This window comes from Paenibacillus sp. FSL R7-0189, from assembly GCF_037969925.1.
Lineage (GTDB): Bacteria > Bacillota > Bacilli > Paenibacillales > Paenibacillaceae > Paenibacillus_AQ > Paenibacillus_AQ odorifer.
The window spans coordinates 5,472,953-5,485,707 of the sequence record NZ_CP150223.1; the positions used below are offsets into that span (position 1 = coordinate 5,472,953).

12 protein-coding genes are annotated in these 12,755 nt (G+C 44.3%); 6 read left to right on the top strand and 6 right to left on the bottom strand.

The genetic code is table 11. The features are described from left to right. Positions 1–15 precede the first annotated feature (15 nt). The gene (locus MKY63_RS23925; RefSeq protein ID WP_036688045.1) at positions 16–2,322 is read left to right on the top strand and encodes a thiamine pyrophosphate-dependent enzyme; all 2,307 of its coding nucleotides are present in this window, start codon (positions 16–18) and stop codon (positions 2,320–2,322) included. A gap of 304 nt (positions 2,323–2,626) precedes the next feature. On the opposite strand, the gene MKY63_RS23930 is transcribed toward MKY63_RS23925, so the two are convergent. From MKY63_RS23930 to MKY63_RS23950, 5 genes are all read right to left on the bottom strand, one after another. Next, entirely contained in the window at positions 2,627–3,445 is an 819-nt protein-coding gene (locus MKY63_RS23930; RefSeq protein ID WP_339810034.1) for an ABC transporter permease, read from the bottom strand. Continuing rightward, the gene (locus tag MKY63_RS23935; protein WP_038574550.1) at positions 3,442–4,452 is read right to left on the bottom strand and encodes an ABC transporter ATP-binding protein; all 1,011 of its coding nucleotides are present in this window, start codon (positions 4,450–4,452) and stop codon (positions 3,442–3,444) included. The genes MKY63_RS23930 and MKY63_RS23935 overlap by 4 nt, the downstream gene beginning before the upstream one ends. 30 nt (positions 4,453–4,482) lie before the next feature. Then, a complete protein-coding gene (locus tag MKY63_RS23940) occupies positions 4,483–5,280 on the bottom strand; it encodes an ABC transporter permease (RefSeq protein ID WP_339810036.1) in 798 nt (265 codons plus the stop codon). Between the two features lie 24 nt (positions 5,281–5,304). Next, positions 5,305–6,342 (bottom strand): metalloregulator ArsR/SmtB family transcription factor, encoded by a 1,038-nt coding sequence (locus MKY63_RS23945; RefSeq protein WP_076103968.1) that lies wholly within the window; start codon positions 6,340–6,342, stop codon positions 5,305–5,307. 504 nt (positions 6,343–6,846) lie between these two features. Then, the gene (locus tag MKY63_RS23950) at positions 6,847–7,365 is read right to left on the bottom strand and encodes a molybdenum cofactor biosynthesis protein B (protein ID WP_036688034.1); all 519 of its coding nucleotides are present in this window, start codon (positions 7,363–7,365) and stop codon (positions 6,847–6,849) included. A 165-nt stretch (positions 7,366–7,530) separates the two neighbouring features. Here MKY63_RS23950 and MKY63_RS23955 point away from each other — a divergent pair, with 165 nt between their 5' ends. The 5 genes from MKY63_RS23955 to MKY63_RS23975 all read left to right on the top strand — a co-directional run bounded on the left by MKY63_RS23955 (position 7,531) and on the right by MKY63_RS23975 (position 11,424). Next, entirely contained in the window at positions 7,531–8,550 is a 1,020-nt protein-coding gene (locus MKY63_RS23955) for a GTP-binding protein (RefSeq protein WP_326046869.1), read from the top strand. Between the two features lie 92 nt (positions 8,551–8,642). Then, a complete protein-coding gene (locus MKY63_RS23960) occupies positions 8,643–8,990 on the top strand; it encodes a four-helix bundle copper-binding protein (protein ID WP_036688030.1) in 348 nt (115 codons plus the stop codon). A gap of 252 nt (positions 8,991–9,242) precedes the next feature. Next, positions 9,243–10,187, top strand: a complete 945-nt coding sequence (locus MKY63_RS23965; RefSeq protein ID WP_076213450.1) for an ABC transporter ATP-binding protein — start codon at positions 9,243–9,245, stop codon at positions 10,185–10,187. 14 nt (positions 10,188–10,201) lie between these two features. Continuing rightward, complete coding sequence (locus MKY63_RS23970) at positions 10,202–10,915, top strand: hypothetical protein (RefSeq protein WP_339810040.1); 714 nt, start codon at positions 10,202–10,204, stop codon at positions 10,913–10,915. 44 nt (positions 10,916–10,959) lie between these two features. Then, positions 10,960–11,424 carry a hypothetical protein gene (locus tag MKY63_RS23975; protein WP_038571625.1) on the top strand — a complete coding sequence of 155 codons (465 nt, stop codon included), beginning with the start codon at positions 10,960–10,962 and terminating at the stop codon, positions 11,422–11,424. On the opposite strand, the gene MKY63_RS23980 is transcribed toward MKY63_RS23975, so the two are convergent. Then, the gene (locus MKY63_RS23980) at positions 11,416–12,654 is read right to left on the bottom strand and encodes a winged helix DNA-binding domain-containing protein (protein WP_076213454.1); all 1,239 of its coding nucleotides are present in this window, start codon (positions 12,652–12,654) and stop codon (positions 11,416–11,418) included. The two genes, MKY63_RS23975 and MKY63_RS23980, sit on opposite strands and share 9 nt — an antisense overlap. Between the last annotated feature and the right edge of the window lie 101 nt (positions 12,655–12,755).

Here is a 12,755-nt window from a genome sequence, read left to right on the forward strand (position 1 = left end):
AAAGGTGGAATACACGTGGCAATAGATTATGAAAAAGAAGTAGGCTCTGCTAAAGTAGAGCAGAAATTCCTATATGAATCCGGCAATGAAATGGCAGCTTATGCTGCTCATCAGATTAATTATCATGTAATGGGGTATTTTCCGATTTCTCCATCGACAGAAGTAGCGCAATTTCTTGATACGATGAAAGCGAACGGCCAGCATGATATTATGCTGATTCCGTCAGATGGCGAGCATAGCTCTGCTGGAATCTGTTATGGCGCTTCAACGGCTGGCGGACGTGTATTTAATGCTACCAGTGCCCAAGGTTATATGTTCATGCTTGAGCAATTGCCTGTACAAGCTGGTACGCGTATGCCTATGGTTATGAATCTAATCTGCCGTTCGATCTCTGGACCGCTGAATATTCACGGGGATCATTCTGATTTGTATTTTGCCCTGAATACAGGTTGGCCAATTTTAATGTGCCGGGATCCACAATCTGTTTATGATATGAATCTAATGGCATTGAAGCTTGCTGAACATGCTAAAGTTCGTCTTCCGGTAATGGTGGCCTCAGATGGATATTTCACTTCCCACCAGAAGCGCCGCGTACAGGCCTTTACTCATCGGGAGGATGTTCATAAATTTGTTGGAGCACAACCTCCAACAGGTTTCACCGATACTTTAGACCGCAATAATCCGGTAACCGTTGGCCCTTATATGAACGAACCTGACTATATTAACAACCGTTATCAACAGTCCGTAGCTATGTACAATGCGGGTGAAGTTTTTGAAGAAATCGCGAAGGAATTTGCTGAGTTAACCGGACGTTATTATCCAATGATCGAGGAATATCGGATGGAAGATGCTGAAGTAGCCGTATTCTTGATGAATTCTGCCTCTGAGATTATTAAGGATGTTGTAGATCAGCTTCGTTTGCAAGGAATCAAAGCCGGTGCAATCTCGCCGAATATGATCCGTCCTTTCCCACAGAAGCAAATTGCTGAAGCGCTGAAAAACGTTAAAGCAATCACCGTTGGTGACCGCGCAGATTCTGTTGGCGGACACGGTGGTAACATGGTCAATGAAATTAAGGCAGCCCTGTTCACATATGGCAACACTACGACTAAAGTAATAAGCCGTATTTACGGTTTGGGTGGTAAGGACTTCTACGCAGAAGATGGTCATGCATTTTTCCAATTAGCAATTGATGCTGTTGCTGCAGATCGAGTAGACATACCATTTGATTATTACGGCCACAATCCGGGTACACCAGAAAAAGCTCCACAACGTCTTCTGAAGCCAATGGACTTTGACTCACTGAAGACAGGCTTGATCACTGTGAAACAGGATGAAGCAACGGGCAAATTAAGCGTACGGATTCCGCCGCTGCGCAGCTTGACGAAGAAACCTAAACGGCTCTCCCCAGGTCATGGTGCGTGTCCGGGTTGTGGGATTTTCTCAGGACTAGAGACTTTCTTCAAAGGGATTGAAGGGGATATCGTCGCACTTTATCATACAGGCTGTGCCATGGTAACGACTACGGGGTACCCGTATTCCTCCCATAAATCAACGTTTATCCATAATCTTTTCCAAAATGGAGCGGCTACCTTGTCCGGTGTCGTAGAGATGTTCTGGGAACGCAAACGTCGCGGTGAGCTGGATGGACTAGGGCTTAAAGAGGACTTTACGTTTGTTATGGTAACCGGAGATGGCGGTATGGACATCGGGATGGGACCGGCAATTGGAGCTGCGCTGCGTGGTCACAAAATGATTATTGTAGAGTACGATAACGAGGGTTACATGAATACTGGAGCACAGCAGTCCTATTCGACACCACTGGGTCATCGTACATCAACCTCCAGTATCGGCAAGCAGCAGCAAGGTAAAGTGACTCAGCATAAAGATACAGCACAAATTATGGCGGCTACTAACATTCCTTATGTCTTCACGGGTTCGGAGGCTTATCCGCAGGATCTGGTGAAAAAAGCGGCAAAAGCACAGTGGTACGCACAAAACGAAGGTTTGGTGTATGGTAAAATCCTGATCGCATGTCCGCTAAACTGGATGTCTGATGATAAGGAAGGCACTAACATCGTTTCATTAGCTGTTGAGTCTTGCTTCTTCCCGTTATATGAAGTAGAGCATGGTTCTACGAATATCACATATAATCCCGAAGACAAGGGCAAACGTGTCGAGCTCTCAGCATGGCTGAAGACAATGGGTAAAACTCGTCACTTGTTGAAACCTGAGAATGAGCCAGCTTTGCACAGCTTCGAAGAAGAAGTTGAGCGCCGTTGGAATCGTCTCAAGGCAAAACACGAACATCCTGACTTATAAGATGTGTTTATCTCCAGCATATAAAATATGAAAAAACCCGGCAGATTTGTCTGCCGGGTTTTTTGTGGTTAGGGAGCATTTGCGCGTAAGAAACAGTTTTCGGACACCACTGACCTTAAACACAGTCTTCTTTCCCATTTGGAATTCTAACGGACTGCATAGCAGTTATCGGCCCTAAAAACTCCCAATATGAGCCCTTTTTGAAGGAATAGTGTCACTGGAGTCCGCGAAACTTCTGAAAAAGCTAAGAACCGGCAAATAACGTCATTTAGGTCCTATGTGTTAAAGACTTGGTCATTTACAATTAGAATAAAGTCCAATTCCCTTTTACTCTTGCATGTTGTTCTGCCCTAACCAGAAGATAGCGGGTACAAATGACAAGACAAGAACTACCTACGATTAAAGCGCCGAGAGCCCACCACCAGCTAATCCCGATATTATCGTATAACGCCCCGCGCACGAGAATCAGACTATATGTGAGTGGAAACAGAAGGGATAGGCCCGTTGCCCATGCTGGGAATACCGCTGGTGGAATACGAACCCCACCAAACAGCTCCATTGGTGCTTGAAAGATGTAATAGAGTAGCCCTGAATCCCTTGAGAATAGAGATATCGCACACAGCAAAGCTCCCCATATAACCGCTGATATCATGATAAGTACTAATACAGGCAATAAGGCGCCCCAGTTAACAGTCGTTGCATCCGCAAGAAAAATGAAAGTCAGGATGGAGAAACAAGCGAACCTCCATATTCCGTGAAATAGTGAATATATGGAACGTCCATACAGGAAGGTCATTTTTGACGCTGGGGTTAGGAACACTACCTCAAGTGTGCCCCCTTTACGTTCTTGTTCGAATAACCATGCGGCTTGCACAACCGTCCAGTATAACTGAAAGACGAGATATCCGCTCAGCAGAAAAAGGGGAATCCGTCCATCTGGTATTACTTTTGAGAGTGCTGATCCTACTCCTGTTCTAAAGGGCTGCATAGTAAAGTAGGTGGTTAAAAAGGTGAGCGCCGGCCAGAGTAGAAGTGAAAAAAACACTGCGCGTCCTTTAACTCTATTTCGATGCTGCTTAGTGATCTCCGCGCTAAGGGTAAACCATAAGCTATGTAAGTTCATGATACCCTTCCTTCCGAAAGGAGGATAATCGCATCCTCCAAATTAGGTTTTTCGGATGCGAAGCTTTTAATGCTAAGCCCATGCTCCGTAGTCCATGGCAGCAGCTCTGTAATGATCCTATCAGCCGAAGGTGTCTTTACAGAAATGCGCTGCAGTCCATCATTTCGAAGTTCGAGTTTTTCTGTTGCGCAGACACCCATTAATTCCGCAGGCTGAGTATATGTTCGTAGATGCTCTAGTAGCTTGGGACGAAGTGATTCATGCCAGCCTGTAACCTCTAAATGAGCAGTTTGCGAGCCTGCAACCTGATGGACAATCCGCTCAGGTTTGTCACAGAGCAGAAGCTCGCCTCGATTCAGTACATAAACCCGATCACAGAGTTCTTCGACCTCCTGCAAATAATGGCTGGTCAGAAGGATACCCTTTCCACTGTCCAGTGCAAGCTTTCTTATCGTACCGCGAAGCTGCCTGGCAATGGGGGCATCAAGGCCAAGTGTGGGCTCATCTAGAAATAAGTATTGTGGATCGTTGATAAGTCCGCGGGCGATTTGCAGCCGTTGCTTCATCCCTTTAGAATATTGTTCAACGGGTTGGTCAGCAGCTTGGGTCAAACCTACTTCCTCCAGAAGACGTTCTGCTTCTCTAGCGATTTGAGGGCTGTTCATTCCATAGAGTTTACCGAAGTATTGAAGATTCTCTCTACCAGTGAGTCGCCAGTACAACATTCGTTCTCCTCCGGCGATCATATTTACTTTTTGCTGAATGGCCTGTCGATTCTTGTGCAGTGACATTCCATCGACTTCAATACTGCCTGAGGTTGGCTCTAGGAGAGTAGAGAGCATACGGATTGTAGTGGTTTTTCCAGCGCCATTTAGACCGAGAAGACCTACGATTTCCCCCGCAGCGATATCTAAAGATAGTGATTTCACTGCAGTCACTGATCTTTTTTCCGAACGGAACCAGCCCAGTCTATGTTTGCTTTCGTAAATTTTAGTAACTTCATGCATGTTTATCAATGGTTTTCACCCTCCAAGGTTTTAGAAACGTTCGAACAACCCGCGCTCTATGCGCCGATTTGTCCATTGACCAACCGTTATGTATACAACACTAAGTAGTATGATAGGCAATGCATCAATTAATTCTATTGATTCTCCAGTTAGCAGCGTGCCTCGTAGCAGTTGTAGTGCATAGGTCAATGGGAAAATCTCACCTATAGCCTGCAAGTAGTCAGGCAAGTATTGCCTTGGAAACTGAAATCCACATAGTAGAGCAGTTATCGTAAATAGAGTATTTTGAACAATGAAGGTGTCCCTTGTATAAAGCATAATGCTTCCTAGCACCAGCGCCATCGCATAACACGATAGTAAAAACAGCAAAATTCCCACGAGGACAGATATGAAATCGACAGAGGGGAGTCGAAGTCCTGCCAAAAGGCCAAAGAAGAGAACCACCAGCAATTCCGCCCCGCTTCGATACAACTGCTGGACTGCGTTTCCTAGAAAATAACCGCTCCGGCTTGAAGGGGAGAGCAACAGTGCCTCAAGTGTACCTTCTCTCCATTCGGTAATAAGTGCCCTGGATACATTCATCATCATACTGACGGAAAATATACTGAGCATACCTCCAATAATTACATAGGTCAGATAGTCATCACTGCCACTATAGATAGCGAATTTTGAATCTATATCCCCATTGATTAGATACACATAAGAAAAATAAGAGATGATGACTAGATAAACTCCATCAATAATGTGCCCGAATGTAAAGGTCCAGGGAAAGGCTCTAAGATTAGATTTTTGGTTTCTTTTTAGAGTTGCGATAGCGATATGCCACAACTGTACTCACACCTTTCATTAACCTTATTGTTCAAGGTACTGCCTTTGCAGAACGAGAAGATTATCAAAGACTTCTTTGTTCACTGAATAAAATAAATAATTCCCTTTTCGCTGTGATTGGGTAAATCCTGCTTCACTTAGTTGTTTTAGCTGTTTAGAGACCGCAGCTTCAGAAATACCCAATATTGGCGCAAGCTGCTTGGTACAATGTGGACTTTTCCACAGTAGTTTCAGAATTCGCATCCGCGTATCATCACTTAAAGCTTTGAGTTGGCGCAACAGGTCACTCGGCGGTCCTTCACTAAAGGCAAGACCGGGAACATCCACCGTGAGTGGTAAAAATAAAGTATCTTCGTACCAGCCAACAAGCAGATGCGGAAATATGAATGTAGAGGGAAAAACGTACACTTGTCCAAGCTGTTCATAAGAAAAGTAATACGTTACTGCCTTTTGAACTGTTAGAGTCCCGTTCTCTGCGAGGAGGCGTGGGTGGAGCGTATTTAGTGCCTTTTCCGGGGAACGACTGGCTAAGTCTTGAAACTGAGCGGCTGAGATGTTCATAAATGGTTCAATATAGTCCCATTCCTGCCCGAAATAATCATGTTCGTATGTAATTAATGTTGAGATTAACAGCTTGCGAACACTAGCCAGATTGTTTATCAGGTACTTCACGTTTCCACTCAACTTCATCAGCGAACGCTTGCTTTCAGATTCATTCAGCCATTCGACTAGGGTACTTAGTGCAATTTCTTGATTCATAAATAGATACACTAGCTCTGCATCCGGAAGTTTTTTGAGTAGGGTGATTCCTTGATTGCAAGAAATAGGGACACCCATACGGTCCGGTAAATCTAGCAGAGCGATCCAACGGTCTGACAACTGCCCAAGTGTGTGGATGTTCTCCTGTAGAGCAAGAGGCATCCTTTTCTTGAGCTCCAGAGCCCATTGTAATCTTGTTGGATGGTGTTCTGGTTGATGGAAGACATGCAGACTGCATAATAACTCATGAAAAGGACTGACGACCGTTTTGATCTTTCGATTTAAAGTTTGGAGTGAGCTCATCTCTTTCCTCTCCGATTAACTGTTTGGTTAATCAAAAACCACTTTCGCGTAAAGTGTTCAAAATTATAGGGGGATTGGTCAGGATTGTCAAATCTTTTATGCAGAAAAAAGCGAGAGCACATCCCCATGCGATGGACATGGATGATGTTTCTCTCACTTATAGGATTCTTTTGATAGAGTTATGAAGTAGAGTTATCTTCTGCCTCTAGGCATCATGGAGTTATCGCACATGATATCTTTAACAGAATAGGTGTAGCAATGACGAGGAACTGGGACACAGTGATGGCGTCTAACGATTTCTACCGGATGAATAACATTCACAACTTGAGGGTGGTAGTAATCTTGATAAACCACCTTAGGTGGGTCAGTGACAGTTTGGGCCGGGCATTTTGGACATCCTTCTGACATTTCCTTCAGCTCCTTTGTGTGTGAACTTACCGTATTATACGCACAGAACAAAGGCATGCTTGGTTATTTGTCTAGTTTATAAAAAAATGGGTGGGATTATTGTTTGTATATCTCTCGCATTACATGACGAAGCTCCGGGATAATGAGCCGTTCCATAGCCAATTTAACGGCTCCAGTGGAGCCAGGCATAGAAAAAACAGCTGTGTTGCCAATCGTACCTGCAATTGCCCGGCTAAGGATTGCCGCCGAACCAATGTCCTCTGTGTAGCTTAACATTCGAAAAATCTCACCGAAGCCCGGTAGCGTTTTATCAAGCAAGGATGAAACTGCTTCGTAGGTGGTATCACGGGGAGAGATTCCTGTTCCACCTGTCAGCAACACGGCCTCAACTTCAGTGTGATCAGCGTTTTTATAGAGTAGTTCACGAATGTCCTGATAGTTGTCTTTGATAATGGTATGACCAATAACTTCATACCCGGCAGCCTCGAGCATGGATTTGATTAATGCTCCACCGGTATCTGTTTCAGTAGTTCTGGTGTCTGAGACGGTAATGATGTAGCAGGAAACGGATTGTGGTGCTTCCTTCCGATGTTCTTCAACGGATGACAATGAGATCAGCTCCTAAATTAGAGATGTTCTCATGATAGGGTATGGGGAAGGCAAAGACAAGTTTTGTTATCAATCGCTATTCTTTTGAGGTTATAGGTGTGCCGCTTGCGTGCTTTGGCATCATGTAGTAAACTCGCTACCATACCCGTAATTTGCAAGGAGCGATGAATCATGGAACAGGTTGTACCTGTGTATATATTGTCAGGTTTTTTGGGAAGCGGCAAAACTACCCTGCTGCAGCGCCTGCTGGAACATTGGAAAGATCAGGGTTTGCGCCCGGCCGTAGTGATGAATGAGCTGGGTGAAGTGAACCTGGATGGGCTGCTGGTTGAGCAAACCGTTCCTATGGCAGAGCTGCTCGGCGGCTGTATCTGTTGTTCTATCCGAGGGGATCTTAGCACAGAGCTAACTACTCTTATCAAGAAGGAATCACCTGATGTGGTTGTTATTGAGGCCACAGGTGCGGCGAACCCGTTGGAAATTGTAGATGGTGTAACCGAAACTTCACTGTATCAAAAAGTCGAGCTAAAAAGCTTGATCACTGTCGTTGACGCCGCGCATCTGCTCGAATTGTACCGTGCGCAGCAGGGGGCAACCTATCGACTGATGCAGGAGCAAATTCGCTGCGCATCTGTTTTGATTCTGAATAAAACTGACCGTGTCTCAGCAGATGAAGCGGAAGAGATCACAACTGTTCTGCGAAAATGGAATTCTTATGCACCGATTATGCCAGCGGAGCGTTGTGAGATCGACACAGAGGAGCTCCTGCGTAGTGCAGGTGGAGTTCTTACGGATACACAGTTTGAAGAGAGCGACAGCGAAAGCCAAGTGCATGAGGAAGCTCAACTGCCTTTAGGAGGCACCCATGCTTCTCATGATCACGTGATGGCATACACACATTACTTCAAACGACCTGTCAACAGCGAGACCTTTGAACAGTTCGTCAAGGAGCTTCCGCGTGATGTTTATAGGGCTAAAGGCATTGTGACCTTTAATGACACCTCCAGTCGTTTTCTTTTTCAATATGCTTACCGTGAAGCTGATTTTATGAAAATCACACCTCAAGGCGAAGTCCCAGACGTAGCTGTATTTATCGGGGAACACTTCTCATCCAGTGAGTTACGCACGAAGCTGCTGGAGATGGAAGGACGTATTTTAGTTCGGCCTGGCACGATCAAAAGAAGCCTGTAATCCGTTCTGCTTCAGAAGAAGCTGTGGTTCATTCCTAATCTTGTAGGTTAATAGTAAGGCATACCCATTAAAAATGCAGGAGGTTGAAGGCTATGACCCGAATTCAATATCAGGAGTGCATTGACGCTTGTCTCGAAAGTATGAATGCCTGTAACTACAGCTATGTCTCAAGCCTAAAAGAATATGATCTTGCATCACTTCGTGAGAGCATGCGACTCGATCGTGAATGTGCGGATATTTGTTCTTATGCCATTCAAGCAATGACTCGTCAAAGTCCGTTTGTATCTGGAATTCTAAAACTATGTGCGGAGATTTGTGAAGCATGCGCAGATGAGAGCAGCAAGCATATACATAATCACTGCCAAGAATGTATTAATGCCTGCCGTAAAGCTGCAGAGGCATGCCGTTTGATTAGCGATGCTGTTGAGGTATATGCGTAAGATCGTATAGCTTAACTCTCATATATGAACTAATAGCCAGACTGTTGCTGTAGAAATATAGCAATAGTCTGGTTTTTTATATCCAGGTCTGTTTGATTAATGCTACTGGTAGAAAAAAAGGGGAGGAATACTGGATAGAAAGGAAGTTTTAGAAAGGGCTGCTATGGCAGTTCTTTCATTTTTTTGATTCCTAGAAGAGGAAATTCGTAGGGAACCGGAGAATTAACAGTAGATATGAAGGGAGAATGTTAAGTGGCGAACTTAGTAGATCGTAACTTTGCCAGCGGTAGTATAGATGTTGCTATTCCCCTGATAGAATTAGAACAGATCAGTAAACAGTATGGACGCCGACCCGTATTGGAAGATGTATCGTTTACTATTGAAAAGGGGACTGCAACTGCTCTGATCGGACGGAACGGATCCGGCAAAAGTACGCTGTTGTCAATCTTAGCTGGACTGGTCCATATTTCCTCTGGAAAGCTGAGTTGTAAGGATTCAAATCTGAGAATTGGTTATGCACCTGAGATGTTTCCAGGGTTGAAGCTGACCCCAGAACAGTACTTGCGAAGTATGGGACAGATTAGCGGCCTTGCGCCAGTCCTGATCGAGCAGGAGCTAACAACGTTATTTCAACTTTTTAAGCTGGAGCACTTTCGCAAGCAGTCGATGCTAAATTTCTCCAAAGGAATGCTGCAAAAAATTAATTTGATTCAAAGCTTGCTGGGAAGTCCCTCGTTGCTGCTTCTTGATGAACCTATGTCGGGCCTTGATCTCCCCTCAATGAATAAGTTAGCTGATCTTCTTATTGGTTTGAGAAATAAGGGTACTGCTATAGTCTTCTCTGTACATGAACCCCAATGGATTGAATTGCTTGCGGATCAGGTTCATGTGATACATGAAGGGAAAATTGTAAAGTCAATTCAGGGGTCAGAGAAGCTGAACTTTAAACCCTCTACATACATACTATTGTCTAATCTGTCGATTCAGAAACTGCAGCAATTGAAGGAAATGGCAGGTTTCATTGCAATAAATACGTTTAAGGATAGTTGTAACATAGCCCGTACGGCATTGACAGTAACAAGTTCAGAATCAGATGCTTTTTTGCGGGTTATCTTGGAGTCGGGTGGTTCAATACAATCGGTAGAACCTCGCGGAGGATCGCATGACTTAGAAAAATGGATGAATCCTAGAAGTTGAACAGGGGGTCTTACGTGTATCCGTTTATCGTTTACATGCTGCGAAGTTATACTCGATCTCAGCGTTATTTCGGCCCGTTAGCAGGGATTGTGATTGCAGTCTTGATATTGTATTCTTATAAGCCCAATCCAGTTATGAATAGCTATGCCGCTACAGCAGTAATGCTCTTTATAAGCTGCGCTTGGATGAGTCTTAGTTTTTTGAATCATGAGCACGCTGTTCATCGGCAGATTGCAGTTGTTCACATGCGAAGTGCGGCAAAACATAGTGCAGGTGGTATCTTAACGCTTGCATTTCTAACGCTGCTGTTAGATCTATTGATTGTCCTTTATCCTTGGGTAACAGGTCATTTCGCAGAATCACCTGGGGCATATCGGTTAATTCTAGCGCTTATAGGACATGGATTGTTGGGTATGCTTGGTGTGGCTATTGCCCTATTCTTTCAATCTTCTTGGATTCAAAAAGGCAGTCACGCAACAGGTATGTTATTAGCTATCATTGTACTATCACTGGGTGGAGCACAAATCAGCGAAAGTTTGCCTGGTATATTTCATTTTTTGATCTGGTTGTTGCCGCCAGTAACTCCTGTAATGGAGGCCATGATGAAAGCTGATACATTGTCATTAGCGGAGTTGTTAGGTTCATTTGCACAAGCATTAGTATATATAACACTGCTTATCGGTTTTTATTTGTACAGATCAAGACAGAGGGATTACAACAAAACATAACTTGTATAGATAAAAGGAACAAGGATACAGAAGTGGGGGAAAAGATGAAGGATACATATGTACCTGAGAGTGAACAATCGAAAGAGTTATTCGCCTATTTTGGACTGGCAGTTTATTATGGACAGGCCCTCGAGCAGCAGCTTACCAACTTGCTATTGCTTACTAAGCTATCACAAGGAAAAACGCCAACAGAAGCAGATCTGACAGACCTTTATCAGCGAAAACTCAGCAATTCACTCGGCCAACTCATCAAAGAAATCCAACATCATTTTCCTTTCTCGGAGCAAGAAACCGCTCAGTTGGAGGAAGTGTGGAAACAACGTAATTACATCGTTCATGATTACTTTAAAGAGCGTATACAGGAAACCTTTACGCCTGCCGGAAGAGCTAAAATGATTCGGGAGCTGAAACGTTTTAAAAATAAAGCAAGTAGACTTGAAGTTAAACTGCAAGGCTACTGCACAGAAATGTTCACGAAGCTTGGATTAGAGGAGGAAAACTTATTGTAATAATCCTTCTAAGCCGCAAGCTGTTACAACCTCTGGTCTAAAATGAACCGAAGAAGCTCTAACACAGCGAGAGAGTGCAGTTAAAGCTTCGCCTAATGCCGGAATCATCTCCGGTGTTAGGCTTTCTCCAGGTTCCCACCACCAATTGTTAATATTCAATGTTCGGTTCTTCTTATCCATCACCGGTTCAAATCTGCCAACAAAACGATCATTATATAATATTGGCAGTACATAGTAACCATATTCTCGTTCTATTGCCGGCTTATAGACCTCCCAGCGGTAATGAAATCCGAATAATTGCCGAACCAGCTCGCGTTCCCACAACAAATTATCCAGCGGAGCCAAAACAGCCGCAAATGAATCACGTGGTTGAAGCCCAATCTCTTCAGATTCTTGCAGCATCACAGACTCCAAGGTTGGAGCATCTATACTGCGGATATAAAGCGGAACCTTAATCCCCTCGACCCAAACTTCTCTGAGACTATCCTTCTCCAGCAATCTCTGAATCGCCGCCGCACGCTCTTTGCTCTTCAGTCCGGATATGCCCAGCCATCCGTCTCCAGATTTATTCCATAACAAGCCGATACTTCCTATTCTACGTAACACATACCAATCGTGAAATTGTTCTTCCGTGACATTTGGATCGGCTGAACTCAGCAGCTCTGAGGGTAACAAACGTTCAACGAAATCATAATATCGCCGAGTATGTACACGATGGTGGACAACAATCTCTCCCCAAAAGTACATGCTTTCCATTGCAGCTCGTGATAATCTTGTCGGAGCCCAAGCCCAATCTACTTTCTCCTTTCCGTCTAAATCCAAAGAGGAGAGGGGACCACGCTTCTGAAGCTCTTCACGAACCTGTGCTACAGCGACCATTACAGGCTCATTAGCCTGATGGTGGGAGGCAGCAGCTGTTCTTCTCCGCTTAAAATAAGGCCAATCCTCTGTACAATAAATAGACATGTTCTTGTCCCAGCCATCAACGAGCAACCTGTCTTTATACAGAAGCTCTTGGACCAGTTCTGGCGTAAATCCCGGAATCCGTGCTTGGAGGACCAGCTCATGATTATGGCCGGCAATATTAAGGGGGTCATATTGGATGCAGCCTACGTGACGAACATAGTCATAAATACTAAGTTTTCCGGAAGGGATAGCTCCGGCAGTTAACTTTTGATGAGATAGCAGAAAAAGCCTGGCTTGTTTCTTAGTCAGATTATAAGTAAGCATCGTTTACTCCTCCAAGGATATGTATTAATTTCCATAATACAGAACATCTGTTCTAAGATCAAGCAGGAAAAAACCCTGAATCACAATGAAGTGACTCAGGG

Bases quoted from the DNA above. Each gene is read 5' to 3' on its own strand.
- MKY63_RS23930 (WP_339810034.1), bottom strand. From the start codon at position 3,445: ATGAACTTACATAGCTTATGGTTTACCCTTAGCGCGGAGATCACTAAG.
- MKY63_RS23935 (WP_038574550.1), bottom strand. From the start codon at position 4,452: ATGCATGAAGTTACTAAAATTTACGAAAGCAAACATAGACTGGGCTGG.
- MKY63_RS23945 (WP_076103968.1), bottom strand. From the start codon at position 6,342: ATGAGCTCACTCCAAACTTTAAATCGAAAGATCAAAACGGTCGTCAGT.
- MKY63_RS23955 (WP_326046869.1), top strand. From the start codon at position 7,531: ATGGAACAGGTTGTACCTGTGTATATATTGTCAGGTTTTTTGGGAAGC.
- MKY63_RS23960 (WP_036688030.1), top strand. From the start codon at position 8,643: ATGACCCGAATTCAATATCAGGAGTGCATTGACGCTTGTCTCGAAAGT.
- MKY63_RS23975 (WP_038571625.1), top strand. From the start codon at position 10,960: ATGAAGGATACATATGTACCTGAGAGTGAACAATCGAAAGAGTTATTC.
- MKY63_RS23980 (WP_076213454.1), bottom strand. From the start codon at position 12,654: ATGCTTACTTATAATCTGACTAAGAAACAAGCCAGGCTTTTTCTGCTA.